General features: G+C 63.4%; 23 protein-coding genes and 3 tRNA genes. 6 read left to right on the top strand and 20 right to left on the bottom strand.

Features of this window, described 5'->3' with window-relative positions:
• Positions 1 to 20 precede the first annotated feature (20 nt).
• From M8744_RS03250 to M8744_RS03240, 3 genes are all read right to left on the bottom strand, one after another.
• A tRNA-Asp gene (locus M8744_RS03250) sits at positions 21 to 97 on the bottom strand.
• A gap of 147 nt (positions 98 to 244) precedes the next feature.
• Positions 245 to 321 (bottom strand) — tRNA-Asp (locus M8744_RS03245).
• Positions 322 to 599: 278 nt separating this feature from the next.
• Positions 600 to 4,274 (bottom strand): vitamin B12-dependent ribonucleotide reductase, encoded by a 3,675-nt coding sequence (locus tag M8744_RS03240; protein WP_251409301.1) that lies wholly within the window; start codon positions 4,272 to 4,274, stop codon positions 600 to 602.
• A gap of 480 nt (positions 4,275 to 4,754) precedes the next feature.
• Here M8744_RS03240 and M8744_RS03235 point away from each other — a divergent pair, with 480 nt between their 5' ends.
• Entirely contained in the window at positions 4,755 to 5,210 is a 456-nt protein-coding gene (locus tag M8744_RS03235) for a hypothetical protein (protein ID WP_251409298.1), read from the top strand.
• 114 nt (positions 5,211 to 5,324) lie between these two features.
• On the opposite strand, the gene M8744_RS03230 is transcribed toward M8744_RS03235, so the two are convergent.
• From M8744_RS03230 to purC, 6 genes are all read right to left on the bottom strand, one after another.
• On the bottom strand, positions 5,325 to 7,964 hold the full coding sequence (locus tag M8744_RS03230; protein WP_251409295.1) for an Rne/Rng family ribonuclease: 2,640 nt from the start codon (positions 7,962 to 7,964) through the stop codon (positions 5,325 to 5,327).
• 431 nt (positions 7,965 to 8,395) lie between these two features.
• Positions 8,396 to 9,733 carry a sigma-54-dependent transcriptional regulator gene (locus tag M8744_RS03225; protein ID WP_251409292.1) on the bottom strand — a complete coding sequence of 446 codons (1,338 nt, stop codon included), beginning with the start codon at positions 9,731 to 9,733 and terminating at the stop codon, positions 8,396 to 8,398.
• A 7-nt stretch (positions 9,734 to 9,740) separates the two neighbouring features.
• On the bottom strand, positions 9,741 to 11,507 hold the full coding sequence (locus tag M8744_RS03220; RefSeq protein WP_251409289.1) for a sensor histidine kinase: 1,767 nt from the start codon (positions 11,505 to 11,507) through the stop codon (positions 9,741 to 9,743).
• A 37-nt stretch (positions 11,508 to 11,544) separates the two neighbouring features.
• Positions 11,545 to 12,213 carry a phosphoribosylformylglycinamidine synthase subunit PurQ gene (purQ, locus tag M8744_RS03215; RefSeq protein ID WP_251409287.1) on the bottom strand — a complete coding sequence of 223 codons (669 nt, stop codon included), beginning with the start codon at positions 12,211 to 12,213 and terminating at the stop codon, positions 11,545 to 11,547.
• Positions 12,213 to 12,443: a phosphoribosylformylglycinamidine synthase subunit PurS gene (gene purS / locus M8744_RS03210; RefSeq protein ID WP_251409284.1), complete on the bottom strand. Its 231-nt coding sequence runs from the start codon at positions 12,441 to 12,443 to the stop codon at positions 12,213 to 12,215. The genes purQ and purS overlap by 1 nt, the downstream gene beginning before the upstream one ends.
• A gap of 55 nt (positions 12,444 to 12,498) precedes the next feature.
• Positions 12,499 to 13,260: a phosphoribosylaminoimidazolesuccinocarboxamide synthase gene (gene purC / locus M8744_RS03205; protein WP_251409281.1), complete on the bottom strand. Its 762-nt coding sequence runs from the start codon at positions 13,258 to 13,260 to the stop codon at positions 12,499 to 12,501.
• Between the two features lie 158 nt (positions 13,261 to 13,418).
• Between purC and M8744_RS03200 the strand changes: the two genes are divergently transcribed.
• Together M8744_RS03200 and bmt are read left to right on the top strand one after the other, a co-directional pair.
• Complete coding sequence (locus tag M8744_RS03200) at positions 13,419 to 13,733, top strand: DUF1476 domain-containing protein (RefSeq protein ID WP_251409278.1); 315 nt, start codon at positions 13,419 to 13,421, stop codon at positions 13,731 to 13,733.
• A gap of 138 nt (positions 13,734 to 13,871) precedes the next feature.
• A complete protein-coding gene (gene bmt / locus M8744_RS03195; protein WP_251409276.1) occupies positions 13,872 to 14,885 on the top strand; it encodes a betaine--homocysteine S-methyltransferase in 1,014 nt (337 codons plus the stop codon).
• Between the two features lie 21 nt (positions 14,886 to 14,906).
• Here the strand turns inward: bmt and M8744_RS03190 are convergent, their stop codons facing one another.
• Positions 14,907 to 16,010, bottom strand: a complete 1,104-nt coding sequence (locus tag M8744_RS03190; protein ID WP_251409273.1) for a PA0069 family radical SAM protein — start codon at positions 16,008 to 16,010, stop codon at positions 14,907 to 14,909.
• 213 nt (positions 16,011 to 16,223) lie between these two features.
• Here M8744_RS03190 and M8744_RS03185 point away from each other — a divergent pair, with 213 nt between their 5' ends.
• Entirely contained in the window at positions 16,224 to 16,931 is a 708-nt protein-coding gene (locus M8744_RS03185) for a corrinoid protein (protein ID WP_251409271.1), read from the top strand.
• 52 nt (positions 16,932 to 16,983) lie between these two features.
• On the opposite strand, the gene M8744_RS03180 is transcribed toward M8744_RS03185, so the two are convergent.
• Positions 16,984 to 17,445, bottom strand: a complete 462-nt coding sequence (locus M8744_RS03180; protein WP_251409268.1) for a PaaI family thioesterase — start codon at positions 17,443 to 17,445, stop codon at positions 16,984 to 16,986.
• A gap of 120 nt (positions 17,446 to 17,565) precedes the next feature.
• Between M8744_RS03180 and M8744_RS03175 the strand changes: the two genes are divergently transcribed.
• Complete coding sequence (locus tag M8744_RS03175; RefSeq protein ID WP_251409264.1) at positions 17,566 to 18,222, top strand: DUF1638 domain-containing protein; 657 nt, start codon at positions 17,566 to 17,568, stop codon at positions 18,220 to 18,222.
• Between the two features lie 48 nt (positions 18,223 to 18,270).
• Here M8744_RS03175 and M8744_RS03170 read toward each other — a convergent pair whose 3' ends face one another.
• The 3 genes from M8744_RS03170 to M8744_RS03160 form a co-directional block, all read right to left on the bottom strand.
• Positions 18,271 to 19,635: a cytochrome P450 gene (locus M8744_RS03170; protein WP_251409261.1), complete on the bottom strand. Its 1,365-nt coding sequence runs from the start codon at positions 19,633 to 19,635 to the stop codon at positions 18,271 to 18,273.
• Positions 19,632 to 20,912: a hypothetical protein gene (locus M8744_RS03165; RefSeq protein WP_251409258.1), complete on the bottom strand. Its 1,281-nt coding sequence runs from the start codon at positions 20,910 to 20,912 to the stop codon at positions 19,632 to 19,634. The genes M8744_RS03170 and M8744_RS03165 overlap by 4 nt, the downstream gene beginning before the upstream one ends.
• Positions 20,913 to 21,064: 152 nt before the next feature.
• Complete coding sequence (locus tag M8744_RS03160) at positions 21,065 to 21,814, bottom strand: cytochrome c biogenesis CcdA family protein (RefSeq protein WP_251409257.1); 750 nt, start codon at positions 21,812 to 21,814, stop codon at positions 21,065 to 21,067.
• Between the two features lie 103 nt (positions 21,815 to 21,917).
• On the opposite strand from M8744_RS03160, the gene M8744_RS03155 reads away from it, so the two are divergent.
• Positions 21,918 to 22,157 (top strand): sulfurtransferase TusA family protein, encoded by a 240-nt coding sequence (locus tag M8744_RS03155; protein ID WP_251409254.1) that lies wholly within the window; start codon positions 21,918 to 21,920, stop codon positions 22,155 to 22,157.
• Here M8744_RS03155 and M8744_RS03150 read toward each other — a convergent pair.
• The 6 genes from M8744_RS03150 to M8744_RS03125 all read right to left on the bottom strand — a co-directional run bounded on the left by M8744_RS03150 (position 22,154) and on the right by M8744_RS03125 (position 25,238).
• Positions 22,154 to 22,699 (bottom strand): biotin transporter BioY, encoded by a 546-nt coding sequence (locus M8744_RS03150; protein ID WP_251409251.1) that lies wholly within the window; start codon positions 22,697 to 22,699, stop codon positions 22,154 to 22,156. The genes M8744_RS03155 and M8744_RS03150 overlap by 4 nt on opposite strands.
• 32 nt (positions 22,700 to 22,731) lie before the next feature.
• Positions 22,732 to 23,331 (bottom strand): energy-coupling factor transporter transmembrane component T family protein, encoded by a 600-nt coding sequence (locus M8744_RS03145; RefSeq protein WP_251409248.1) that lies wholly within the window; start codon positions 23,329 to 23,331, stop codon positions 22,732 to 22,734.
• Positions 23,312 to 24,031 carry an energy-coupling factor ABC transporter ATP-binding protein gene (locus M8744_RS03140; protein WP_251409245.1) on the bottom strand — a complete coding sequence of 240 codons (720 nt, stop codon included), beginning with the start codon at positions 24,029 to 24,031 and terminating at the stop codon, positions 23,312 to 23,314. Before M8744_RS03140 ends, M8744_RS03145 begins: the two co-directional genes overlap by 20 nt.
• Positions 24,032 to 24,076: 45 nt before the next feature.
• Positions 24,077 to 24,153: transfer RNA gene (locus M8744_RS03135), tRNA-Pro, on the bottom strand.
• Positions 24,154 to 24,198: 45 nt separating this feature from the next.
• Positions 24,199 to 24,702 (bottom strand): DUF192 domain-containing protein, encoded by a 504-nt coding sequence (locus M8744_RS03130; RefSeq protein WP_251409242.1) that lies wholly within the window; start codon positions 24,700 to 24,702, stop codon positions 24,199 to 24,201.
• On the bottom strand, positions 24,702 to 25,238 hold the full coding sequence (locus M8744_RS03125; protein ID WP_251409240.1) for a cold-shock protein: 537 nt from the start codon (positions 25,236 to 25,238) through the stop codon (positions 24,702 to 24,704). The genes M8744_RS03130 and M8744_RS03125 overlap by 1 nt, the downstream gene beginning before the upstream one ends.
• Between the last annotated feature and the right edge of the window lie 35 nt (positions 25,239 to 25,273).

The raw sequence follows: 25,273 nt of genomic DNA, 5'->3' as shown, positions 1-25,273 counted from the left end.
ACCTGTCGTTCGGGGAAAGATGGCGCGGTTGACGGGGCTCGAACCCGCGACCCCCGGCGTGACAGGCCGGTACTCTAACCATCTGAGCTACAACCGCGTGAGGGGTGGGATAGGCGATGCACGGGGGGGCGTCAATAACCAAAATGAAGGTCTTTCCGCCCAATCGCGCCCCCTTCGGGAAACCGCGCGAAATTCGCGCAGTTCCGCACAGTCCGGGCGAAACGTATTGCCTAAAGGGAGATAGTGGCGCGGTTGACGGGGCTCGAACCCGCGACCCCCGGCGTGACAGGCCGGTACTCTAACCATCTGAGCTACAACCGCGCGTGAGGGCGGATTTACGCGCCCCGCCCGCCCCCGTCAAGCACCAGTTTCAGCGTCGCGTGATTTTTTTCGCCGGGTCACACCGACGGGCGTAGACCATGCAGAGCACGCGCGAAGAACGGCGGATTCACCCAAGTTTTCGCATGGCGCAAAGAAAAAGGGGGCGCATGAAAGCGCCCCCGGAGTTTCGTCGATCAGGCTCACTCTGTTAACCGCTCGGTACCATTTCTGCCTGCGGCCTGATCCACGCGGGGCGAGCGCACCCGCCCCGTGTTCGGTCAGCTACACCCGCTCGTCGCGCCGCAGGTGTTGCACTTCATGCACGTGCCGTTGCGCACCAGCGTGTAGTTGCCGCAATCGCCGCAGGCCTCTCCCTCGAAACCCTGCATCTTGGCCTTGGTGCGCGCATCCATCGAAACCGAGCCGCTGGCCACTGTCGTCGTGGTGGTCGAGGCCGCCGCCATCGTGGCGGTGCCGCCCGAGGTTTCCGGCACAAGCGTGTTGAGCGTCGTCACCGGATCGGTGCCGGTGGCCAGCCCCTGCCCGCCATTCAGCACCACCAGCTCTTGCGGCAGACGCTTGCGCAGATATCCGGTCGAGCTGATTTGCTTCAGCACCTCCAACGACCTGGAGGCCGCGCTTTCGCTCAGTTCGCGCAGGTTGGACACGCCTTCTTCCTCGCCACGGCCCAGATCGTCGAACGATGCGCCCTCGGGCTTTACATGGGCCAGGTCGGTACGGTCGAGATAGCTGACCGCCAGTTCGCGGAAGATGTAGTCGAGGATCGAGGTGGCATTCTTGATCGAGTCGTTGCCCTGCACGATCCCGGCCGGTTCGAACTTGGTAAAGGTGAAGGCATCGACGAACTCTTCCAGCGGCACGCCATATTGCAGGCCCACCGACACGGCGATGGCGAAATTGTTCATCATCGCCCGGAAGCCCGCGCCTTCCTTGTGCATGTCGATGAAGATTTCGCCCAGGGAGCCGTCCTGGTATTCGCCGGTGCGCAGATACACCTTGTGCCCGCCCACGACGGCCTTCTGGGTGTAGCCCTTGCGCCGTTCGGGCATCTTCTCGCGGTGGCTGCGGACGATTTCCTTGACCACGACCTTCTCGACGATCTTTTCGGCCAGAACGGCGGCCTTTTCCTGGGCGCTGCCGGTTTCCAGAACCTCGGCGGCCTCGTCGTCATCCTCGACCAGCGCGGCGGCCAGCGGCTGCGACAGTTTCGAGCCATCGCGGTACAGCGCGTTGGCCTTGATGCCCATCTTCCAGCTGCGTTCATAGGCGCGCTGGCAATCCTCGATCGTGGCATCGTTGGGCATGTTGATCGTTTTCGAGATCGCCCCCGAGATGAAGGGCTGTGCCGCGGCCATCATGTCGATATGGCTGTTGACCGACAGGTAGCGCTTGCCCTTCTTGCCGCAGGGGTTGGCGCAGTCGAAGACGTGGTAATGCGCCGGGTCGAGATGCGGCGCGCCTTCCAGCGTCATGGTCCCGCACACATGATCGTTGGCGGCCTCGATATCGGCCTTGCTAAAGCCGAGCTGGCGCAGCAGATCAAAGGTCGGGTCGTTCAGCTTTTCGGGCGGGATGCCCAGCACGTTGGTGCAGAACTCCTCGCCCAGGGTCCACTGGTTGAACACAAAACGGATGTCGAAGGCCGAGCCGAGCGAGCGTTCGATCTTGTCCAGCTCGTTGGGGCCGAAACCATGGGCCACAAGCGTGCTGTGATTGATCGCCGGCGCCTGGCCCAGGCTGCCATGGCCCACGGCGTAGGCGATGATTTCCTCGATCTGCGCGCTGCCATAGCCCAGCTTTTCCAGCGCGGCGGGCACCGACTGGTTGATGATCTTGAAATAGCCGCCGCCCGCCAGTTTCTTGAATTTGACCAGCGCGAAATCGGGCTCGATGCCGGTGGTATCGCAATCCATCACCAGCCCGATCGTCCCGGTGGGCGCGATGACCGTGGCTTGCGCGTTGCGATAGCCATTCTTTTCGCCCAGCCGCAGCGCCTCGTCCCAGGACGATTTGGCCAACTCGACCAGACGCGCATCGGGGCAATTGCCATGATCCAGCGGTACCGGCGTGGTTGCCAGCCCCTCGTAGCCCTCGGTGGCGCCATAGGCCGCGTTGCGATGGTTGCGGATGACGCGCAGCATGTGCTTGCGGTTGCGATTGTAGCCCGCGAAAGCGCCCAGCTCGCCGGCGATTTCGGCGCTGGTGGCATAGGCTGTCCCGGTCATGATCGCGGTCAGAGCCCCGGTCAGTGCGCGGCCCTCGTCGCTGTCATATCCCAGCCCCATGTTCATCAAAAGCCCGCCGATATTGGCATAACCCAGGCCCAGCGTGCGGAACTCGTAGCTCAGTTGCGCGATCTCTTTCGACGGGAATTGCGCCATCGTCACGCTGATTTCCAGCGTCAGCGTCCAAAGACGGATGGCGTGCATGTAATCCTCGGCCTGGAACTGCCCGTCCTTGAAGAAGGTCAGCAGGTTCATCGAGGCGAGGTTGCAGGCCGTGTCATCGAGGAACATGTATTCCGAACAGGGGTTCGAGCCACGGATCTGCCCGTCTTCGGGGCAGGTGTGCCAGTCGTTGACCGTGTCGTGATACTGGATGCCCGGATCGGCACAGGCCCAGGCGGCGTGGCCGATATCTTCCCACAATTCGCGGGCCTTGACGGTTCTGGCCACGCTGCCGTCGGTGCGGCGCAGCAATTCCCACTCGGCGTCATTCTCGATCGCCTTGAGGAACGCGTCGGTCACCCGGACCGAGTTGTTCGAGTTCTGGCCCGAAACGCTGGCATAGGCTTCGGAATCCCAGTCGGTGTCATAGGTCGGGAATTCGATGCTGTCATAGCCCTGGCGCGCGTAATCCAGCACGCGCTTGACATAGGTTTCGGGAATTGCGGCCTTTTTCGCACCGCGAATGGCCGATTTCAGCTGCTCGTTCCGGCTCGGGTCCACCGCGTCCTCGGTGCTGCCATCCCAGGCGCGGATCGCGGCGAAGATATCGTTGAGCTTTTGCTCGTGCATCTTCGAGCCGGCGACGATGCTGGCGACCTTCTGTTCTTCCTTGACCTTCCAGTTCACGAACTCCGCGATATCGGGGTGATCGACATCGCAGATTACCATCTTGGCAGCCCGGCGTGTCGTGCCGCCCGACTTGATCGCGCCTGCCGCGCGATCCCCGATCTTGAGAAAGCCCATCAGGCCCGACGACTTGCCCCCGCCCGAAAGCTTTTCGCCCTCGGCGCGCAGCGAGGAAAAGTTGGTGCCCGTGCCCGAACCGTATTTGAACAACCGCGCCTCGCGCACCCACAGGTCCATGATGCCGCCATCGCCCACCAGGTCGTCGGCGACCGACTGGATGAAGCAGGCATGGGGCTGGGGATGTTCGTAGGCGCTGGTTGATTTCGTCAGTTCGCCGGTTTCGAAATCGACGTAGTAATGGCCCTGGCTGGGCCCGTCGATACCATAGGCCCAATGCAGGCCGGTGTTGAACCATTGCGGGCTGTTGGGCGCGGCGCGCTGCGTGGCCAGCATGTAGCGCATTTCATCGAAATAAGCCCGCGCGTCTTCCTCGGTCGAGAAATAGCCGCCCTTCCAGCCCCAATAGGCCCAGGCGCCTGCCAGGCGATCGAACACCTGTTTGGACGAAGTTTCGCCGGTAAACTCGGGATTGTCGTCGGCAGGGGCGGACCGCCACAGGAACTCCGGCACACCATCTTCGGCGACGCGCTTGATCTTGGTCGGCACACCGGCCTTGCGGAAATATTTCTGCGCGATCACGTCGCTGGCGACCTGGCTCCAGCTTCGGGGCACTTCGACCTCGTCGAGCTTGAACACAACGGTGCCATCCGGGTTCCGGATCTCCGAGGTGGTGGTGATGAAATCCAGATCCGCGTACGCGTCCTGGCCAGCCTGTGTAAATTTTCTTTCGATTTTCATCGGTGCTGCCCCATAAGTGCCGTTTCGTCATCGCCCGAAAGGCAGAGTTGCGGCAGACAGGAACAGTCCGCGCAAAAACAACTTGCGCGATGGCGGCCGGATACAAGCCCGACTTGACTTACTTCTTACAATTCCTGCCCGGCCTGACACTACATATTGTGTCCCCTACCGAAGGCCCGCACAAATTGACGTAATTTGGGTGAAACGGTCAATGCACTTTTTGCGATCAGGAGTGTAAAAATTACATTGACGTGAAGATACGGCGACTCCCCGATGATTCATTGGTTAACGCGCCACTGTGGATAGCCCTGTGAACAACCCCGGTATAAGCGTCGAAAACCGTTGCCTGCGGCAGGCTTACCTGCCACTTTTACAACCAAGGCTCAACTTGGGGCCGCTGACGCGGCTTTTGAACGAGCATTAAGCACCCGGTCGCGGAATCGCGAATATGGGAGGCCCTCCGCGAAGGAACACCACATCTTGGGTATCAAGCGATTCTTTTTCAGTGCCTGCGCCGGGCTGCTGGCGGGCTGCGCGACGTCCCTGCCGATCGCGGCCACGCCTGACATCCAAATGGTATTCGACGCGCCCCCGACGCAGCTTTACGCGGCGATGCCGCTGGCCTGTTCGGGGCCGGGCGAGCGTGTGCTGCGCCCGCGCGACGACCTGATCGAATGTCGCCGCCTGCTACCGCCCGAGGGCGCGGCCAGCGCGATCCTGCGCCATGACGGCACGATAGATGCCCTGCCAGAAAGCGTGATCCGCTTTGAAAGCAGCCCGGCTGACACGGCGGGAACACTCGTCAAGGCCACGGCCTTTGTCGCGGTGCCTCAGCGCGACGGGCGCGAACTGCACGTGATCTATCCCGATACACGGGTCAACCGAAATATCCGTAACATGCTTGAGCAGATGGGCGGCACGCCCCTGCCCCGGTAAAGGATGCCACAGGCAGCGGTGGCGTGAAACGAAAACTGCGCCAGCCTTTCGACCGGCGCAGTTCCTGGTTTTGCACATGACCCGGCGATGCATCGCTTGGCCGGTTTGGCCCGATCAGCGGCCCAATGACCACCAACCGCGGCGCTTGGGCTTCTTGTCGTCTTCGGGCTCGTCGGTGGCAGCCGACGTCGGGGCCGCCGGTTCCGGGGCCGGAGGTGCTGCGGGCGCCTCGGCCTGCGGGGTTGCCTCGGGGGCGGGTTCAGCGGCGGCCGTTGGCGCGGGCTCGGGCTGCTTGTCCGCAGGCTCTGCCTTGGGCTCTTCGGGCGCAGCGGCCTCTTGCTTTGGCTTGGGACTGCGCGATCGTGGCGTGGGTGCCTTGGCCGGCGCGTCAGCCATATCCTCGGGCTTGGCCTCCGGCGTGGGCGCCTCGCCCCCCTCGTCGCCCTTGGCGGCCTCGACCTCGGGTTTGGTGCTCTTGCGGCTGCGCGGTTTGCGCTTGGGCTTCTCCGCCGCCTCGGCACCGTCATCCTTGGGCTTTTCGGTGGCGCGCGGTTTGCGGCTACGCGGCTTGCGGGCAGGCTTGTCCTCGGGCGCAGGCTCGTCGGCCGGTGCGGCCGCGGGCTCTGCCTCGGCTTCGGGTTGCGGCGCGTCTTCTGCGCTTTCGGCCTTGGGGGTGCCTTCCTGCGTCTCGGCCTCGTCACGCGACGCGGATTTGGGCCGCCGCGAGCGCCGCCGCCGCCGCCGCTTCTTGGGCTTCGTCTCGTCCTCGGTCTCGGTAACGGTTTCGGATTCGGTCGCCTGCTCTTCCACCTGGTCCCCGTCGGTATCTTCGTCGATGGCATCCATCAGCGAAGTGTCCACCGAGACGACAGGTGCCGACACCTCGGCCACGATGCGGGTGGCGGTCTTGAACTTCTCAAGGCTGAAATCGGGGCTCACCAGCATCGGGTCGCCCTCGATCCGCACGGCCATGCCGTAACGCGCCTCGATCTGGGCCACGTGTTCGCGCTTTTGGTTCATCAGGTAATTGGCAATGCCCACGGGCGCCTTCACCAACACCTCGCGCGAACGGCGGCGCGTGCCCTCTTCCTCGATCTGGCGCAAGATCGACAAGGCCAGGTTGTCATCCGACCGGATCAACCCGGTGCCGTGACAATGCGGGCAGGGCTGCGTCGTCGCCTCGATCATGCCGGGGCGCAGGCGCTGACGCGACATTTCCAGCAGGCCAAAGCCGCTGATCCGCCCCACCTGTATGCGGGCGCGGTCGGTTTTCAGCTTGTCTTTCAGTTTCTTCTCGACGGCGGCGTTGTTCTTGCGCTCGTCCATGTCGATGAAGTCGATCACGATCAGACCGGCAAGGTCGCGCAGGCGCAATTGGCGCGCCACCTCTTCGGCGGCCTCCAGGTTCGTCTTGAGCGCGGTTTCCTCGATCGAGCCTTCCTTGGTGGCTCGGCCCGAGTTCACGTCGATCGCGACCAAAGCCTCGGTCACACCGATCACGATGTAGCCACCCGATTTCAACTGCACCGTCGGGTTGAACATCGAACTCAGGTAGCTTTCCACCTGGTAGCGCGCGAACAGGGGCAGCGCATCGGTGTAATGCTTCACGTTCTTGGCGTGGGACGGCATGATCATCTTCATGAAGTCCTTGGCGATGCGATAACCGCGTTCGCCCTCGACAAACACCTCGTCGATATCGCGATTATACAGATCGCGGATCGAGCGTTTGATCAGGTCGCCCTCTTCATAGATCTTGGCCGGCGCGATGGATTCCAGCGTCAACTGGCGGATCTGCTCCCACAGGCGGAACAGGTATTCGTAATCCCGCTTGATCTCGGACTTGGTGCGCTTGGCCCCAGCCGTGCGGATGATAAGCCCCGCGCCGCGCGGCACATCGATCTCGTTTGCGATGGTTTTCAGCTTCTTGCGGTCGACGGCGTTGGTGATCTTGCGCGAGATGCCGCCGCCGCGCGCGGTGTTGGGCATCAAAACGCAATAGCGGCCGGCCAGCGAAAGATAGGTGGTCAGGGCCGCGCCCTTGTTGCCGCGTTCTTCCTTGACGACCTGCACCAGCATGATCTGGCGCACCTTGATCACTTCCTGGATCTTGTAACGGCGCGGGCGTGGCTTGCGCGGCAGGCGGATGTCTTCGACATCGTCGTCATCGGCCACCGACTCGATCGTGGTGTCTTTCTCGACCGTTTCGGCGCCGCCGTTCGACTCTTCGCCGGCGTCGGCCTCTTCGGGTTCGGCCACCGGGGTTTCGCCCACCGTTTCCATGGGCGAGGTGCCCTCGGGCACAGTGTCGCCCTCTAGGTCGATGGTCTCCATGCCCGAGATTTCGTTGTTTTCGGGCTCGGCCGTGGCCACCGCATCTCCGTTATCGGCGCGCGCTGCCTTGCTGCGTGACCGGCGACGGGGTTTTGGCTTGTCCTCTTCCTCGTCGCGGGCGCGCATCGCCTCGGCATAGGCGCGCTCTTCTTCCATCAGCGCCTCGCGGTCGGCGACGGGAATCTGGTAATAGTCGGGGTGAATTTCCGAAAAGGCCAGGAAGCCATGGCGGTTGCCGCCGTAATCGACAAAGGCAGCCTGCAGCGACGGTTCGACGCGCGTTACCTTTGCGAGATATATGTTGCCAGCCAGCTGGCGCTTGTTTTCCGATTCAAAGTCAAACTCTTCGACCTTGTTGCCGTCCACCACAACGACGCGGGTTTCTTCCGCGTGGGTGGCATCGATAAGCATCTTCTTTGCCATTTAATCCATTCGCACGGCAGAACCCATGCCGCCCGGGGGGCGCGCCTGTGATCCTGCCATGTCCATTATTTGAGGCGAAGCCGGAGCAGTCGCGGGACAGCCCGGCCACGGGGGCCGCTGTCATCCTGCGTTTCTCACATGCGCCAAGCATCGCGTTTCGTCTCCGACATCTGTCAGGCAGATGCCAATTCAAAGGCCCGGCGCTTGTCAGAGGTCTGCTCGCGCCCGAGGGCTGTTCACAATGGCCTCGTTATCAGAGGGCCATATTCCACGGTCCGGGAAGGGTCGGGTCTTTCTCCACGATGCCCTTTCGGAAAATCCATCCGGCTCACAGGGCGCAGCGTCGCGCCAGCAATCCGTTCCCTAGTCATAGAGGAGGATGGACGCAAATTACAATCGCAAAGTGCGATATACCCATCCCCACCTACCGATCAGGCCACGTAATCCGCCCGTTGCAGGCCGTATTTCGCCATTTTTTCGTTCAATGTCCGGCGCGGCAGGCACAACTCGTCCATCACCGACTGGATCGAGCCCTTGTGGCGCCGCATCGTGTTGTCGATCAACATTCTTTCGAACGCCTCGACATATTCCTTGAGCGGCTTGCCCTCGGTGGTCATCACCGGCTGCATCTCGTCGTGATCCGCCATCAGGAGCGAGGCGATGGTGCCCTGCCCGCGCCGCGCCTGAAGCACCGCACGTTCGGCCACGTTGATCAACTGGCGCACATTGCCTGGCCAGGGCGCCTGCAAAAGCTGCGCGGCCTCTTGTGCACTGACCTGGGGTGCATCGCAGCCATATTCCTCGGCGAATTGCTCCGACAGCTTGGTGAACAGCGACAAAATATCCTCGCCGCGCTGGCGCAGGGGCGGCAAGGTGATCCGCAGCGCCGCCAGTCGGTAGAACAGGTCGGGGCGCAGCACATCCTCAAGCGTCTTGTCCTGCTGTTGCAGGTTGGAAATCGCGACAATGCGGGTTTCGGCGGGGGTGCCCTGCTCGTTCATCACGCTCAGCAGGCGCGCTTGCTGCGTGTCCGACAGCGCCTCGATATCCTCAAGCACCAATGTCCCGCCGCGCGCCTCTTCGATGGCGGGCAGTTGGCTATCCTCGGGCTGCATCGGCCCGAACAGCCGCTTGGCCAGCGCGTCTTCCTCGAAGGCCGCGCAGGAAATCAGCACGAATTTCTTGCCGGCCCGCGCGCCCACCGCGTGCAGCGCGTGGGCGACAAGCGTCTTGCCGGTGCCGGTTTCGCCGTCGATAAGCACGTGGCCTTCGGCCTGGCCCAGGTCCAGGATGTCTTCGCGCAGGCGCTCCATCACCGGGCTCTGGCCGATCAGTTTCTTCATGATCTGGCCACCATCCGACAATTCCCGGCGCAGCGCGCGGTTGTCCAGCGTCAAGCGTCGGGCATTGGCCGCTTTCTTGGCCAGTTCGGTCATGCGGTCGGGGTTGAAGGGCTTTTCAAGGAAATCGAAGGCGCCCACGCGCATCGCCTCGACCGCCATGGGCACGTCGCCATGGCCGGTGATCATGATGACCGGCAACGCGCTGTCGCTGCCCATCAGCTTTTTGAGAAACTGCATCCCGTCCATGCCGGGCATCTTGATATCCGAAATGACGATACCGGGATAATCGGGCCCCAGCGCCTTGAGCGCGTCCTGCGCGCTGGAAAAGGTTTCCGTGTCATAGCCAGACAAGGCCAGCCATTGGCTGATCGACTGACGCATATCCTGTTCGTCATCGACGATGGCAATTTTCATGGCTTTCGACATGGTCGGTTTACTCCGCAGCCTCGATGTCTTCATTGTCTTCACCCAAGATAGGCAGTTGTACCTCGAATACAGCCCCCCCGCCCTCGGCGTTGCGTGCAGTCAGGCGCCCGCCAAGGTCGTTCACGATCCCCGAGGAAATCGCAAGACCAAGCCCGACGCCGTCGCCGGCGGTCTTGGTGGTGTAGAATGGTTCGAACAGCTGGTCCAAATCGTCGATCCCCACGCCGTTGTCGCGCACGGTAAGGGTGGCGGTTTCGCCCGCTGCCAGAATAATACTTATCTCGGGGTCATCCTGGGCGGTGGTGGCGTCGATCGCGTTGCGCAGCAGGTTGACCATCACCTGCTCAATACGCACCCTGTCGCCGTGCACCATAACCGGCTCCGACGGGATCGCCCGGCTGATGCGGATGTGCCGCTGCTTCAGTTGGGGTTCCATCATCGACAATGCCGAGGCCAGCGCATCGCCCATGTTTACAGGTGCAAACTCTTCGCTGCCCTTGCGCGCATAGGATTTGAGCTGCCGGGTGATGGCGCCCATCCGCTCTATCAGGTCGTCGATCCGCTGGAAGGATGAAAGCGCCTCTTCGGGGCGGTTGCGGCGCAACAGCAGCCGCGCACCCGCAAGATAGGTTTTCATCGCCGCAAGCGGTTGGTTCAATTCGTGGCTGACAGCGGCCGACATTTCGCCAAGGGCAGCCAGTTTCGAGCTTTGCGCCAAGGTCTGTTCGGCCACGACAAGGTTCTTTTGCACCCTTTCGCGCTCGGCAATTTCTCGCTGCAAGCGCGCGTTCAATGCGCGAAGGTCCGCCGACTCCCGCTGGAAAAGCGCCATGCGCAGCGCGTTCTTGCGGCTGAGAAAATAGAACGCCAGCGCCAGCAAGATGGCGAATCCCATGATTTCCAGCGCCAGGACGCCATTCACCCGTTCGCGCACGCTGGAATAGGTCGTGAAACTCGTCATCTTCCAACCGCGGAAGGGAATGCGGGTTTCCATCCGCATCACCGCTTCGCCCTGCACGTAGGCATCGGCGGGCAGCGCCGTCCAGTCGGCGGTGGCCTGTATGGCGCGCTGGATGGCGCTGCGCGCGGGCTCGGCAGCAAGCGCCTCGGTCTCGGTCCGGCCGCGCCAGCGCGGTTCCGTCGCAAGGATGATCGTGCCTTCGCTGTCGGTCACAAAAACGGCATCCGAGATCCCGGCCCAGGCACGCTCGAACTTGGCAAGGTCCACCTCGACCAGGATAACGCCCAGAACGGAGCCGCGCTCTTCGACACGGCGCGAATAGGTAAAGACATGGGCCCCGCCATCGCGCTGCATCACCGAGAAAATCGTGCCCGACGCGCGGATCGCATCGACGAAATACCCGTCCGAGCGGTGCTGGCTGCCCAGCCGGTTGCGATCGGTCGCGGCCACCGCGCGCCCGTCGCGATCCAGCAGCATCAGCGATGCCGCGCCGATTTCATCCACGAAAGAAATAAGCCGCTGCGTAGAACTGCTGAAATCGCCCGATTCCAGCGCGCCGATCAGCGCCGGGTCTCGCGCCAGAAGCTGTGGGACGATGGCGTTGCGACGCAGCTCGGACAACAGGTTTCCCGAGTAGAGCGCCAGCCGCAGCTCGGCCCGGTTGCGGGTATTTTCGGTGAAACGACTGGTCAGCAGGATATTGGTTGTCACGACGGTGGCAATTGCCAGAACCAAAAGCGCCAGCAAGGCCACCCGCGCCCGCCAGCTGACGGTGCGCGCGCGTGACGGAAAGGGGGTATTGATGCGGACCATGCTCACAAGGTTACGCCCGGCGGCCCGCCCGCTCAAGTCATGCGGTTGCGAGTTGTTCGATCAATGCGCGGAACATCGCCTGCCCGTCGGTGCCCCCGTGGGCGGGCTCGGCCATGCGTTCGGGGTGAGGCATCATGCCCAGCACGCGCCGGTTTTCCGACAATACGCCGGCAATATCCTCGACCGAGCCGTTGGGGTTCTTGACATAGCGAAAGGCCACGCGATCCTGGTCATTGAGCGCGCGCAGCGTGTCATCGGCGGCAAAGTAATTCCCGTCGTGATGGGCGATGGGCACCGTGATTTCCTGCCCCTCGGAATAACCTGCGGTAAAGGCGCTGTCGGCCGTTTCCACGCGCAGATCCACGGGCTTGCAGATATATTTCAGGTTGGCGTTGCGGCGCAGCGCACCGGGCAGCAGGCGCGTTTCCGTCAGCACCTGGAAGCCGTTGCAGATACCCAGGGCGAAACCGCCCCGGTCAACATGCCCGCGCAGCGCACCGCAGATGGGTGAATTGGCCGCAATCGCGCCACAGCGCAGGTAATCGCCGTAAGAAAACCCGCCCGGAATGCCGACGATATCGATACCATCAGGCAACACGGTGTCCTTGTGCCAGACCATGCTGACCCGCGCACCGGCCTTTTCGAAAGCCACCGCAAGATCGCGGTCGCAGTTCGAACCGGGAAAAACCAGAACCGCCGCGTGCATCAGAGCATCTCCACCCGGTAGCTTTCGATCACCGTGTTGGCGAGCAGCTTTTCGCACATCTCGGTCACAGTTTCTTCGGTGGTGCCCTCGGCCAGGTCCAGCTCGATCACCTTACCCTGTCGTACGCCGTCGACGCCGTCGAAACCAAGGGCGCCGAGGGCATGCCGCACAGCCTCGCCCTGCGGATCGAGCACCCCGTTCTTCAACATCACCGTGACCCGTGCCTTCATGGCGTCCTCCGGAATTCGCGGCAGGCCCCCTGCCCGCCTGATGGTTTGCTTGCGATCAGTTGATCAGCGTCGGTTTGCTGGGCGGCACGTTGGCCTTGGGCATCACGCCCAGGCGCGTGGCCACCTCGGTATAAGCATCGGTCAGGCTGCCAAGATCACGGCGGAACACGTCCTTGTCCAGTTTCTGGCCGGTTTCCATGTCCCACAGGCGGCAGCTATCCGGGCTGATTTCGTCGGCGACGATCAGGCGCTGATAGTCGCCGTCGTAAACGCGGCCGATCTCGATCTTGAAATCCACCAGCTTGATGCCGACGCCGTACATCACGCCCGACAGGAAATCGTTGACCCGCAAGGCGAGGCTCAGGATATCGTCCATGTCCTGCTGGCTGGCCCAGCCGAAGGCAGCGATATGTTCCTCGGTCACCAGCGGATCGCCAAGCTTGTCGTCCTTCAGGCAGTATTCGACCACCGGACGCGGTAGTTGCATGCCCTCTTCTATCCCCAAGCGCTTGGCCATCGAGCCCGCGGCATAATTGCGCACGATTACCTCGAGCGGAACGATCTCGCAGGCGCGCACCAATTGCTCGCGCATGTTCAGGCGCCGGATGAAATGGTTGGGGATGCCAAGGTTCGTCAGCCCGCGCATGAAGTATTCGCTGAGCATGTTGTTCAACACGCCCTTGCCCTCGATCGTGGCGTGTTTTTCGGCGTTGAACGCGGTGGCGTCATCCTTGAAATACTGCACGATCGTGCCGGGTTCGGGCCCTTCGTACAGGGTTTTTGCCTTGCCTTCGTAAATCTTCTTGCGCCGTGCCATGGCCACCTCGTCGCTCGCGCCCCGGGCTGAGTCCCGGCACGCGTAGCTCCCGTTTAGTGTAAGGGCGCGTGCCCCGCAAGGCGCACCCGCCCCTTGCGTCCACGCGCGAGGGCGGGCATATCAAGGCCAACCGACCTGTCAGACAAGGGATGCAGCCGATGACAACTTTCGATGATCGCGAAAGCGCGTTCGAAAACAAATTCGCCCATGACGAAGAGATGAAGTTCAAGGCCGAAGCGCGGCGCAACAGGCTGCTGGGTCTGTGGGCGGCCGAGAAACTGGGCAAATCCGGCGACGATGCTGCGGCCTATGCCAAGGAAGTCGTCAAATCCGATTTCGAAGAGGCCGGCCACGAAGACGTGGTGCGCAAGGTTCTGGCTGACCTGGGCGACAAGAGCACCGCCGAGGAAATCCGCGCCAAGATGGACGAACTGATGATCGTGGCCAAGGGCCAACTGGTCGAAGAAAACTGAAATTGATCTGCGCAGTCGGGCCCCGCGTCCGGCTGCGTGGCCATTTGCGGGCAGCTTTCGTGCGGATATGGATTCCCGTGGTGCCGCATGAACGGCGCACATGAAAACCCGCCCCTAGATTCCTTGCAGGAGCCCCCGATGACGAACGCCCTTTCGCGCCTTCTGGAAACCCGCGACTGGCTGATGGCCGATGGCGCCACCGGCACCAACCTGTTCAACATGGGGCTGAGTTCGGGCGATGCGCCCGAAATGTGGAACACCGACCACCCGGACCGCATCAGGGCGCTTTACAAATCCGCCGTTGACGCGGGCAGCGACATTTTCCTGACCAACTCGTTCGGCGGCAATGCCAGTCGGCTGAAACTGCACGACGCGCAAGATCGCGCGCGGGAGTTGAGCCGCGTCGCCGCCGAACTCGGCCGCGAAGTAGCCGATGCGGCGGGGCGCCAGGTGGTTGTTGCAGGCTCTATCGGGCCGACGGGCGACATCTTTACGCCGATGGGGACGCTGACGCATGAACTGGCGGTCGAGATCTTTCACGAACAGGCCGAGGGCCTGAAAGAAGGCGGCGCCGACGTGCTGTGGCTGGAAACCATCTCCGCCCCCGAAGAATACAAGGCCGCGGCCGAAGCCTTTGCGCTGGCCGACATGCCCTGGTGCGGCACGATGAGTTTCGACACTGCCGGCCGCACGATGATGGGCGTGACCAGCGCCGACATGGTGGCCATGGTCGAGGCGCTGCCCAACCCGCCGATCGCCTTCGGCGCCAATTGCGGCGTCGGCGCGTCCGACCTGCTGCGCACCGTTCTGGGCTTTGCCGCGCAGGGCACCGAACGCCCGATCATCGCCAAGGGCAATGCCGGCATCCCAAAGTATCACGATGGGCATATCCACTATGATGGCACGCCCGAGCTGATGGCCGAATACGCGGTGATGGCGCGCGATTGCGGGGCCACCATCATCGGCGGTTGCTGCGGAACCATGCCCGAGCACCTGGAAAAGATGCGCGAGGCGCTGGAAACCCGGCCGCGCGGCCCCAGCCCGACGCTGGACGAGATCGCCGAACGTCTTGGCGGTTTTTCGTCTGCAGCCGACGGCACGGGCGAAGACGACACGCCAAAACGTCAGCGCCGCGGTCGTCGCCGGGGCTGACCGGCCTCGCCACGGCCGCGATCAGAACAGGCTCGGTTGCTCTTGCGTGCCCAGCGGCACGGCGAACCGCCCGCAGTCAAGAGGCGGCAACCCGCTTGACAGGCCCAGCCGCCGAGCCGCGATATCGAACCTTCGGGCGATCATGCGCGCATGCACGCCCTGCCCCCGCATCCGGTGGCCGAACCGCGAATCGTAAAGTTGCCCGTCATGCATTTCGCGCAGGCGGCGCAGCACTTTTTCGGCCCGGCCGGGAACATGCTCTTGCAACCAATCCTCCATCAGCGGCGCCACCTCGTGCGGCAGGCGCAGCATGATCCAGCTCGCCGCCCGTGCGCCTGCCGCGGCGGCGGCCTCCAGTATCGCCTCAAGCTCGTGATCCGTCAGGCCCGGAATGACCGGGCTGACCATCACCCGCACCGGCACACCCGCATCGGCCAATTGACGGATCAGCGCCAGCCGCCGTGCAGGCAGTGGCACGCGCGGCTCCATCCGGCGCGACAGGTCAGGGTCAAGCGTGGTGATCGTGACGCCCAGATGCGCCATTCCCTGCGCCGCCATGGGGCCCAGGATATCAAGGTCGCGCGCGACCATCGTGCCCTTCGTCACGATACCGACCGGATGACCGAATTCCTTCAATACCTTCAATACCTTGCGCGTCGCTTTGAATCTTGACTCAATCGGCTGGTAGGGGTCGGTATTGGTACCCAAGGCAAGCGGCGCCGGCACGTAGGACGGGCGGCGCAGTTCCTTGTCGAGTATCCGCCATATCTCGGGGCGCGCCACGAGCCGGGTTTCGAAATCCAGCCCGGGCGACAGGCCGAGATAGCCATGGCTGGGGCGCGCGAAACAGTAGATGCAGCCATGCTCACATCCGCGATACGGGTTCAACGAGCGGTCGAACGGCACATCGGGCGAGGCATTGCGCGTGATCGCGCTGCGCGGCGCCTCGATCGCCACCTCGGTGCGCCATGCCTTTGGCGGCTCGGGAATGTCCCAGCCATCACCCTCCCAGCCTGTGCCGGGCTCGACCCTTTCAAAACGCTCGAACCGACCGGCCATGTTGCGCCCCGCGCCACGGGCGCGGCGCGTTTCGGCTGGAACCAGGGGCGGATGTTGCTGCGACATGCCGTGAAGATGGAACATAAACGGAACATTTGCAATTCACTGCGACATCATCGTGAAGATTTTTCCGAACAGGGGCGTGGTTTTGCCTCTATAAGTCGGAACTGTTGGCGCTTATGTCGCTATTGACGCAGTCGGCATGCGACAAAATGACGAAACGTGCCGCCAGAAACACCAACAGCCACGCCACGTTGCGTGGCCCGGAAGGAAAAGCCCATGTCGGAAGAAGAAGACGACATCATCCTCAGTGAACTCGACGACGACGAACTCGTACAACAGATGTTCGACGACCTTTATGACGGTCTCAAGGACGAGATCGAGGAAAGCGTGAACATCCTGCTGGAACGCGGCTGGGCGCCTTACCGCATCCTGACCGAGGCGCTGGTGGGCGGCATGACGATCGTGGGGCAGGATTTCCGTGATGGCATCCTGTTCGTGCCAGAGGTGCTGCTGGCCGCAAACGCTATGAAGGGCGGCATGTCCATCCTGAAACCGCTGCTGGTGGAAACCGGCGCACCGCGCATGGGCTCGATGGTGATTGGCACGGTCAAGGGCGATATCCACGATATCGGCAAGAACCTCGTGGGCATGATGATGGAAGGCGCCGGCTTCGAAGTGGTCGACCTCGGGATCAACAACCCGGTCGAAGGCTACCTTGAAGCGCTGCAAGAGCATAAACCCGACATCCTGGGCATGTCGGCCCTGCTGACAACCACGATGCCCTACATGAAGGTCGTGATCGACACGATGATCGAACAGGGCCTGCGCGACGATTACATCGTGCTGGTGGGCGGCGCACCGCTGAACGAGGAATTCGGCAAGGCCATCGGCGCCGATGCCTATTGCCGCGATGCCGCCGTGGCCGTTGAAACGGCCAAAAGCTTTGTCGCGCGCAAGCACAACCAGGGCGTCGCCACCGTTTGACGGCACCCGCGCCGGTTCAGGCCCCTGCCGACACGGCGGGGGCTTTCGCGTTTTACCCCGAAATCCCGCGGTCGCGCACGGCCATCAAGGTGCAGCTCATCGTGGCGATCAACCGCCGCGCCCCTGCATCGTCCATCGCCTCGGCCCGACCTTCGGTCAAAACCAGGGTTCGGCCCGGTTTCACCACGCGGCCCACGAATTCGAACCGCTCCCCCTGCGCGGGCGCCAGAAAGTTTATCTTGAACTCGACCGTCAGCACCGCGCTGTCCGCATCCATCAGCGAAAACCCGGCAAAGCCGCAGGCGCTGTCCAACACGGATGCAACCGTGCCGCCATGCAGGAACCCGTGCTGCTGCGTGAACTCGGCCGCGTAAGGCATTGAAATGGTCACCTCGCCCGGTGCCATCCGCGCCAGTGTCGCGCCCAGGCTGCGCATCATGCCCTGGCGGGCAAAACTCTCTTGCACGCGCGTCTCGAAATCGGCGCAACGCGGTTGGAACATGGTCGCGGTCATGGCGGGCGCCTCCTGCACTCATTGATGCCTGCTGCGGGGCAGCTTATGTCGCATTCAGGCGCGCCTCATCCGGAACGCCGCGTCACACCGGCAATCACACCACGCAGGAGCCGATCAGAGATGTCGATGCCCGATGATGAAACGCTTACCACCAACGGCCTGCGGCCCAGCGGAACAGGCCGCGTGCTGCTGATTGCCTGCGGTGCGCTGGCGCGCGAGATCCTTGATCTGAAAGAGCGCAACGGATGGGACCACCTTGACCTGCACTGCCTGCCCGCGATCCTGCACAACACGCCCGAGAAAATTCCTGCCGCCGTCGAGCAGGCCGTCACACAGCGCCGCGACGCTTATGACGATGTCTTTGTGGTCTATGCCGATTGTGGCACCGGGGGGCTGTTGCGCGCAGCCTGTGACCGCCTGGGGGTCGATATGGTCGAGGGCCCGCATTGCTACAGTTTCTTCGAAGGCAACGCGCGCTTTGCGACCCATTCCGAGGATGAAATCACCGCCTTTTACCTGACCGATTTCCTGGTGCGCCAGTTCGACGCTTTCGTGTGGAAACCCCTTGGGCTCGACCGCCACCCCGACCTGCGCGAGATGTATTTCGGCAATTACGAGAAACTGGTCTACCAGGCCCAGACAGATAACCCCGCCCTGACCGAAAAGGCGCGCGACTGCGCCGCGCGGCTGGGGCTTGCCTTTGAACGCCGGTTTACCGGCTACGGCGATCTGACAAACGTGCTGGCCAGCCTGCCGCCCCCTGTTTCCTCTCTCTGAAAATATCCCGGGGGGAGTCCGCGGCACGCGGACGGGGGGCAGCGCCCCCTACCCGCGCACCTCACGCGGCACGACCCGCAGCCATATCCCGTCCTTCGCCCGCACCGTCAGATGCGCCACCGGCACCGGCTCGCGGCCCTCTACCGCCTCGAACCGGAACGCGCGGCACAAAAGCGCCAGCAAAAGCGGCCCCTCGACCATGGCAAAGCCCGCGCCCGTGCACACTCGCGGCCCTTCGGAGAAGGGAATATACGCCTCGCGCGCGCAGGTTTTGCCATTCTCGGTATGCCAGCGCGCGGGGTCGAATTCGTCCGGCCGCTCCCAAAGACGTTCGTGGCGATGCAGGTGCCACGGGCTCAGCACGATCTGGCTGCCCTTGGGCGCGGTGCGGTCGCGCATTTGTTGCGGGCAGGTGGTTTCACGCACCATCATCGGCACGGGCGGGTATAGCCGCAGGGTTTCACGAAACACGTCGCGCGCCACTCGCAGCCGCCCGGCTTCGGCAAAGGCGCCGGTCTGTAGCACAGCTGCCTCTTTCGCCACGCGATCTTGCCATTCAGGATAAAGCGCCATCATGTAAAGCGCCCAGCCCAGGGCCGAGGCGCTGGTTTCGTGACCGGCCAGGAAAAAGATCGCCACCTGGTCGACCATCTCTTCGGTTTCGAACCTGTCGCCCGTTTCCGGGTCGACCGTTGTCATGATCTTGGTGGCCAGGTCATCGGGCGCCCGCCCGGCCCGGATCTCTTCCATCCTTGCTGCCGTCAGTTCGGTGATCAGCGTTCGGATGACCCGTGCCGAGGCCCGCGTGCGCCGCCGGTGAAACCTTGGCATCCAGCGCGGCAGGGGCACAAAGGCGGCAAGGTTCAGGATGGGCTGGGTGCGCTGATACGCGCGAAACTCGTGAAAGACACGCGTTGCAATCTCGTGCTCGATCGGGATCGAGAACAGCGTGCGAAAAATCACGTCCGCTGCCGCGTGGCTGGTGATCTCTTCTATCTCGACCGGCCCGTTACCCGTCCGGCCACCCAGCCGTTCGACACAGGCCAGCGCCGCGTCCCACATCGCCGGGTAGGTATCTTTCAGCCGCCCCCCCTCGAACGCGGGGTCGATGATGCGACGCTGCCGTTTCCAGGCCGCGCCATTGGTCAGAAATACCGAATTGCCCAGAAGCGGGCGCAGCCCCTCTCCCACGCGCTCGGATTTCGGGAACTCGTCGGGCCGCTCTTTCAACACGCGACGCACCAGCGCAGGCTGGTTCACCAGGTAAGAGCGAAAGAACGGCGTGCGAAATTCGGCCATCCACGCCCGGTAAAGCTTGGCGGGTTGCGCCGACAGGATGTCGGCACGGAACAGCCGCATGTATTTCAACAGTGACACGCGGTCTGGCCGCGCCTTGGGCTTGGGCGGGGTCATGCGGCCACACTGGTATATTTCGACACGGCCCGCTCAATCCGGCTTTTCGACGCAGGCCGCCCGGCATATCGGCGCGACAGGCGCAGCGGGCCTGCGGTGATCAGGAAATAATCGTAATCCTTGGGCCGATCGAAGGCGCAGAGGTATTGGAAATGCAGCCGGAAATAGCGCCGTTTCAGCGCCCGCCACCGTTGGGGGCCCAGAGTTTGAGAAAACGCCGCCGAAAAGACAAGCGGCCAGCGTTTGTCATGCGGCGACACGCCCGACACGGCAACCGGGTCGCACAACGCAAAGGCGCATCCATCGCCCGGCGCGGTCACGTCGACCCAGGTCAGCCTGTCGCTGCGCGACAGATACGCAAGATCGCGCCGCAATTGCCAGGCATCGGGAAGGAAACTGACCATCGGCACGACCTGTCCAAGGCTCAGAAAACCCAGAGCGGGCCCATCGTCGGGCAGCTCGCCCGCGCGGATCAGGTCGGCCAGAACCATCACGCCCAGATGCGCGCCCGAGCTGTGGCCAACCACCAGCACCTCGTCCAGGTCGCCTTGTTGCAGGGCGGAGGCGATGCGGGCGCGAAACGCGTTCATGCGTGCCTGCAACTCGGGCGGGGTGGCGCCCTTCCAACGCGCCGAATAGGCGTAGTCATGCATAAGGTAATAGGCGAACAGCTTGTTGTCGCGCGCCTTGAACCAGCGCAGCACGGCAAGGGCCACGCCGACCAGCGCCACAAGGTACACGGCATTTTCCATGACCACCCGCACCCCGGATTGCGGCCCGCCATCGCCGGGCAAGGGCGCCAGCCCCGCCAGCACCTGCAGAACCAGCCCTGCAAGGTGCCCCAGCCCCAACGCCAAGGCCAATTGCAGCAGCAGCATGCCCACCGGGTACAATGCCGCGATCACCGGCCCCTTACGCAGTTTCATCAATCGCCACAGCGCGCCCGAGCCGATATAGGCCCAAGCGGTTCGCAGTAGTTGGCCATAGGTGGCGAGAATCGTGTTCGACATGCTGTTGCGCACGATATCAGACCACACCATAACCTCGACATCGGTGTTCACCGTTGCGCCACCCACCTCGGCCTGCACATGCCAGCCATAGGGCCCATCGCCACGCTTGGGCGCCAGCGTCAGCTCGTACCCCGAAATGGCCGCCTGTTCGGCGCCTTCCTTGCGATAAAGCTCGCGGTAGCGGCGGGGGTGAATCGGGTCGTAGCCCGGAATGTAGAACACCCGGCGCTTGCGCACGTCTTTGGCTTGTCGGTCCGAACTGCCCATGACTGACCCCATTTTTCGTGACGTTACATCGCAAATCCGGCAAGCATAAGGCGGTTTTACGCAGCCATGTATCGGGGAACGGTCATGAATTGCCACGCCCCATCGGGTCGCCTGCGCAAAAACGCCGGGCGCCGGGCGGGGGCTGGCCGCGCTCAGCCCAGGGCCGCCAGCGCCGGAAAGGTTTCGAGCAGCCAGTACGAAAAGGCCGAGAACCCGCCCGTCAACATCAGCAGTCCGATCGTCCACAGCAACAGGCCCATAACCCGTTCGATCTGCTCCATGTGCCGTTTCATCCAGCCCATCAGCCCCTGCATACGTGGCAGGAAGGCCGCAACCAGCAGGAAAGGAATACCCAGCCCGGCGGCGTAGACGGCCAGCAAAAGCGTGCCACGCGCCACAGATGCCTCGCTTGCCGCAAGCGAAAGGATCGCGCCCAGTTGCGGGCCGATGCAAGGTGTCCAGCCAAAGGCAAAGGCCAGCCCCAGAACATAGGCACCAAAGGCGCTGCCACCCCGGTCACCGGCATCCAGCCGTGCCTCGCGATCAAGAAAGCCGATACGGTAGACGCCCACGAAATGCGCGCCGAACACCATCACGATCACGCCCGCGATGGTGTTGAACCAGCCTTGGTATTGCAAGAACAGCGTTCCCACCGCGCTGGCTGCGAATCCCAGCAGCAAGAACACGGTCGACAGGCCCAGCACGAAAAACGCCGCCGGCCCCACCGCGCTTTTGGGCGAATCCTCGCGGTTCAGATCCGCCAGGGACACGCCGCTCATATAGGCCAGGTAGGGCGGCACGATGGGCAGCACGCAAGGCGACAGAAAGGACACCAGCCCTGCAATAAGGGCCACCACCATCGCGGGCAGCAGCGCCGCGTCTATGATCTCGATTCCGAACATGGGCGTTGCATAGCCCGACCTGCCCGCCGCGTCACGCCCCAACCTGGTGACGGATGGTCACATACGCGTGGACAGCACTCCGCCCCCGCGCTAATCCACCGCCATGACCGACAAGGCCGACATCACCATAGATGCACGCGGGCTGATCTGCCCCCTGCCCGTCTTGCGCGCGCGCAAAGGGTTGGTGGGGCTGGCGCCGGGCACGCTGGTGGCCGTACTGGCCGATGACGCCATGGCGCGAATCGACCTGCCGCATTTCTGCGCCGAGGCCGGGCATCTGCACCTATCGCTTGTCGAAGAGGCCGGTCACCAGCGCCACCTGATACGGCGCGGGCCCGATTAACCGCGCGCCAGGTCGGGCCGTGCGCGCAACACCCCTTGGGTGATGAACCCGGCCAGAACGGCCTTTATCACGTCGCCGGGCACAAAGACCCACATGATCGCTGCCGCCGCGCCGAACGACCGGTCGGTAACAAGCGCAAACCCGGCGATGCCGAAAACGTAAAGCACCACGACACCGCCCAGCAGCGCCGCCAGCGCCGTGCCCAGCACGCCCGTGGCACCGCGGCCCGCCCAGGCCCGGCTGGCCCAGCCGGTGACAAGGGCGGCCAGGGGAAAGCCAACGATAAAGCCCGCGGTTGGCCCCTGGAACACGCCCAGGCCGCCGCGCCCGCCCGCCAAGAGAGGCAGGCCAAGCGCCACGAGAAACAGGAACAAAAGCACCGCCAGCGCCCCCCGGCGCGCGCCCAGGATCGTACCGGCCAGCATCACGCCCAGGCTTTGCGCCGTAATCGGCACACCGCCCGCAAGGTCGAATTTCGGCACCAGCCCAAGCGCCGCGATCAGCGCGGCAAACAGGGCGATCAGGGTAATGTTGCGTTCCATCTCGAGGGTCTCCAGCTTGGGGTCATGCCTGTCTACAATTCGCCCGAGCGGGCGCGCAAGGCCTCGGCCACGCGTTCGGCGTCGTCGATCGCGACCAGCGCGAAGGGCAACACCAGCCGCCAGCCAGGCCGCCGCCGGCTGCGCGCGCGCCAGGATTGCGACAACGCCGCGCCCTTTTGCACCAGCACAGGGGTAAAACGGATGACCAGCGCAACCGCCAATGCCAGACGCCGCCGCCAGGCCTGTGGCAAGCGCAAAAGCGCCAAGGCGGCATCGACACGGTCCAGCATGTCTTGCAAACGCGTGGTCATGGTGACGAGGTTGGCCAGCGCGATCAACGCCACCATCCGCAGCACGATGACCACGCCCTGCGCCAATGCGCCGGTCCACCAGTGCCAGGCCAGGATCACGACGACGAAGGGCACAACCGGCGCCAGCATCCGCGCGCCCGCCCGCGCGAATACAAGCCCCCCCGGCATGTAAAGCGCCGCCACCGTTGCCGCGAATCCCAGGATGGGACCAACACCCTCGATCCAGAAGGCCCCCAGCGTCGCCGCAAGCAACACCAGCATCTTGGGCCCCGCCGCGATCGCGTGCCAGGGGGTGCGCCGTTCAGATGTCAGTGAAAGCATCGCTGCCCCCCAGCGCCACCATCGCCGCACGATAGGCCGGCAGAACCTGCGCCGGCGGGCCATCGGCGCGCACTGTCCCGCCATCCAGCCAGATCGCGCGGTCATAATCCTCGACCGCGGGCAGATCATGGGTGATGTGCACAAGCTGTTGATCGACGGTTTCCAGGTAGCGTGTCAGGCGCAGCGCGGTGGCCATGTCCAGACCGGCAAAGGGCTCGTCCAGAACGATGACGCGCGGTGCCATCAACAAGACCGCCATCAGGCATACGAGGTGGCGTTGCCCCTGGCTGAGCGTGTGCACCGCGCGCGTGGCCCAATCGGCGCGATTGAATCGCGCCAGCATATCGCTCACGCGGCGTGCGGCTTCGCGCGGGTCGAGGCCCTGGCTGCGCAGGCCAAAGGCCAGTTCTTCCTCGACGGTGGGAAAGATGATCTGGTGATCGGGGTTCTGGAACAGGATGCCCACCGTCGCCAGCGCCGCACGCCTGTCGCGCCCCACGTCGATATCTTCCACGCGCACTCGGCCCGTATCGGGCGCAAGCAAACCGGCGACCAGGCGCGCCAGTTGTGATTTTCCCGCCCCGTTGCGGCCAATGACAGCAACGCGCCGCTCGGACATGCGCAACGAGAACTCGTTGAAAACGCGGGTTTCCCCAAGCGTCAGCGACACGTTTTCAATCACAATGTCAGGGATGCTCATTCCGGCCCCGTGCCACGCCGGCCGGATAGGCCGAACAGGGATATATGGTCGGGACGGCGAGATTCGAACTCACGACCCCCTGTACCCAAAACAGGTGCGCTACCAGACTGCGCCACGTCCCGAACCATGTGCTCCAATACCCCGTGCCAACCGGATTGAAAAGCCCCTTAACAGGGCCAGGCCGCGTCTTCGCGATCAAAGGCGGGGTGGCGCATCTCGCTGCCCGGCGCGATCCCCAGTTCACGCGCCAGACCGGCATTTATTTCCAGAACCACCAGGATCTCGCGCCCGCCGCGTATCGGGGTCAGGTCGCCCGGCACCGCGTCGTGATGCACGTGTCGCACCGTGCCGGTGGAATCGAGAAAGATCATGTCGAGAGGAATCAGCGTGTTCTTCATCCAGAACGAAACCGATTGCGGCCTAGGATATATGAACAACATGCCGCGGCTGCGCGGCATCTGTTCGACAAACATAAGGCCGCGGGCTTGCTCGCGCGGCGTTTGCGCCAGGTCGACCGAGAATCGCGCCCGGCCCCAGTCACCGCGCAGATGCACGACACCCGGCGCACAGGCGGCGGTATCGGCCCGCACCGGGCCTGTCACCGTACCTGCAAGGCCAAGCACCAAAAGCAGAAGCGCGGCAAAGCCAAGGCCCCGCCGCGCGCGCGACATTACGCGTCTGACGTCTTCAATGCTGCTTCCCATGCCAATACCTCGGTCGCCATCCGGCCGCGTTTGCCGTCGATCACACGCAGGCAGATTGCCTCGCCCGGTTGCAGGTCGGCAAGCCCCGATCGGCGCAGAACCTCGATGTGAAAAAACACATCTTCGGGACGCCCGAACACGTTGCCGAATCCGAACCCCTTGCCCTTGTCGAACCACTTGACGCGCGCCGGCTCCAAGGGGGCGGCGGCGATCGTTTCAGGGTCGATCTCCTCGAAATCCGTCAGCGTGGCCGCACCCGCCCCCTCGGGCGGTTCGATAGAGAACACGGTAACGGCCTGCACGCCGCGTGGCGTTTGCTGTGCCTCGATCTCGATCCGCGCCCCATCCGCGACCGAGCTTTGTCCGAAGTTCCTCAGCACGTTGGCATGCAGCAGGATGTCCGGTCCGCCTTCATCGGCGATCACAAACCCAAAACCCTTAACCGGGTCGAACCATTTAACCTGCCCCGTCAACCTGCGGGTGTTTTCATTTTCATTCGTCAAGTTTTTTACCCACGAGTCCTATTCACCTTGTTGCA

It is taken from the genome of Lutimaribacter degradans (assembly GCF_023703375.1).
GTDB lineage: Bacteria > Pseudomonadota > Alphaproteobacteria > Rhodobacterales > Rhodobacteraceae > Lutimaribacter > Lutimaribacter degradans.
The sequence above is the reverse complement of the archived record's forward strand: the minus strand, read 5'-3'. Positions and strand labels throughout refer to the sequence as shown.

What these genes read in the sequence shown, in the direction of transcription:
- M8744_RS03240 (WP_251409301.1), bottom strand. Translation starts at nt 4,274, where the DNA reads ATGAAAATCGAAAGAAAATTTACACAGGCTGGCCAGGACGCGTACGCG.
- M8744_RS03230 (WP_251409295.1), bottom strand. Translation starts at nt 7,964, where the DNA reads ATGGCAAAGAAGATGCTTATCGATGCCACCCACGCGGAAGAAACCCGC.
- M8744_RS03225 (WP_251409292.1), bottom strand. Translation starts at nt 9,733, where the DNA reads ATGTCGAAAGCCATGAAAATTGCCATCGTCGATGACGAACAGGATATG.
- M8744_RS03220 (WP_251409289.1), bottom strand. Translation starts at nt 11,507, where the DNA reads ATGGTCCGCATCAATACCCCCTTTCCGTCACGCGCGCGCACCGTCAGC.
- purQ (WP_251409287.1), bottom strand. Translation starts at nt 12,213, where the DNA reads ATGCACGCGGCGGTTCTGGTTTTTCCCGGTTCGAACTGCGACCGCGAT.
- purS (WP_251409284.1), bottom strand. Translation starts at nt 12,443, where the DNA reads ATGAAGGCACGGGTCACGGTGATGTTGAAGAACGGGGTGCTCGATCCG.
- purC (WP_251409281.1), bottom strand. Translation starts at nt 13,260, where the DNA reads ATGGCACGGCGCAAGAAGATTTACGAAGGCAAGGCAAAAACCCTGTAC.
- M8744_RS03200 (WP_251409278.1), top strand. Translation starts at nt 13,419, where the DNA reads ATGACAACTTTCGATGATCGCGAAAGCGCGTTCGAAAACAAATTCGCC.
- bmt (WP_251409276.1), top strand. Translation starts at nt 13,872, where the DNA reads ATGACGAACGCCCTTTCGCGCCTTCTGGAAACCCGCGACTGGCTGATG.
- M8744_RS03190 (WP_251409273.1), bottom strand. Translation starts at nt 16,010, where the DNA reads ATGTCGCAGCAACATCCGCCCCTGGTTCCAGCCGAAACGCGCCGCGCC.
- M8744_RS03185 (WP_251409271.1), top strand. Translation starts at nt 16,224, where the DNA reads ATGTCGGAAGAAGAAGACGACATCATCCTCAGTGAACTCGACGACGAC.
- M8744_RS03180 (WP_251409268.1), bottom strand. Translation starts at nt 17,445, where the DNA reads ATGACCGCGACCATGTTCCAACCGCGTTGCGCCGATTTCGAGACGCGC.
- M8744_RS03175 (WP_251409264.1), top strand. Translation starts at nt 17,566, where the DNA reads ATGTCGATGCCCGATGATGAAACGCTTACCACCAACGGCCTGCGGCCC.
- M8744_RS03170 (WP_251409261.1), bottom strand. Translation starts at nt 19,635, where the DNA reads ATGACCCCGCCCAAGCCCAAGGCGCGGCCAGACCGCGTGTCACTGTTG.
- M8744_RS03165 (WP_251409258.1), bottom strand. Translation starts at nt 20,912, where the DNA reads ATGGGCAGTTCGGACCGACAAGCCAAAGACGTGCGCAAGCGCCGGGTG.
- M8744_RS03160 (WP_251409257.1), bottom strand. Translation starts at nt 21,814, where the DNA reads ATGTTCGGAATCGAGATCATAGACGCGGCGCTGCTGCCCGCGATGGTG.
- M8744_RS03155 (WP_251409254.1), top strand. Translation starts at nt 21,918, where the DNA reads ATGACCGACAAGGCCGACATCACCATAGATGCACGCGGGCTGATCTGC.
- M8744_RS03150 (WP_251409251.1), bottom strand. Translation starts at nt 22,699, where the DNA reads ATGGAACGCAACATTACCCTGATCGCCCTGTTTGCCGCGCTGATCGCG.
- M8744_RS03145 (WP_251409248.1), bottom strand. Translation starts at nt 23,331, where the DNA reads ATGCTTTCACTGACATCTGAACGGCGCACCCCCTGGCACGCGATCGCG.
- M8744_RS03140 (WP_251409245.1), bottom strand. Translation starts at nt 24,031, where the DNA reads ATGAGCATCCCTGACATTGTGATTGAAAACGTGTCGCTGACGCTTGGG.
- M8744_RS03130 (WP_251409242.1), bottom strand. Translation starts at nt 24,702, where the DNA reads ATGTCGCGCGCGCGGCGGGGCCTTGGCTTTGCCGCGCTTCTGCTTTTG.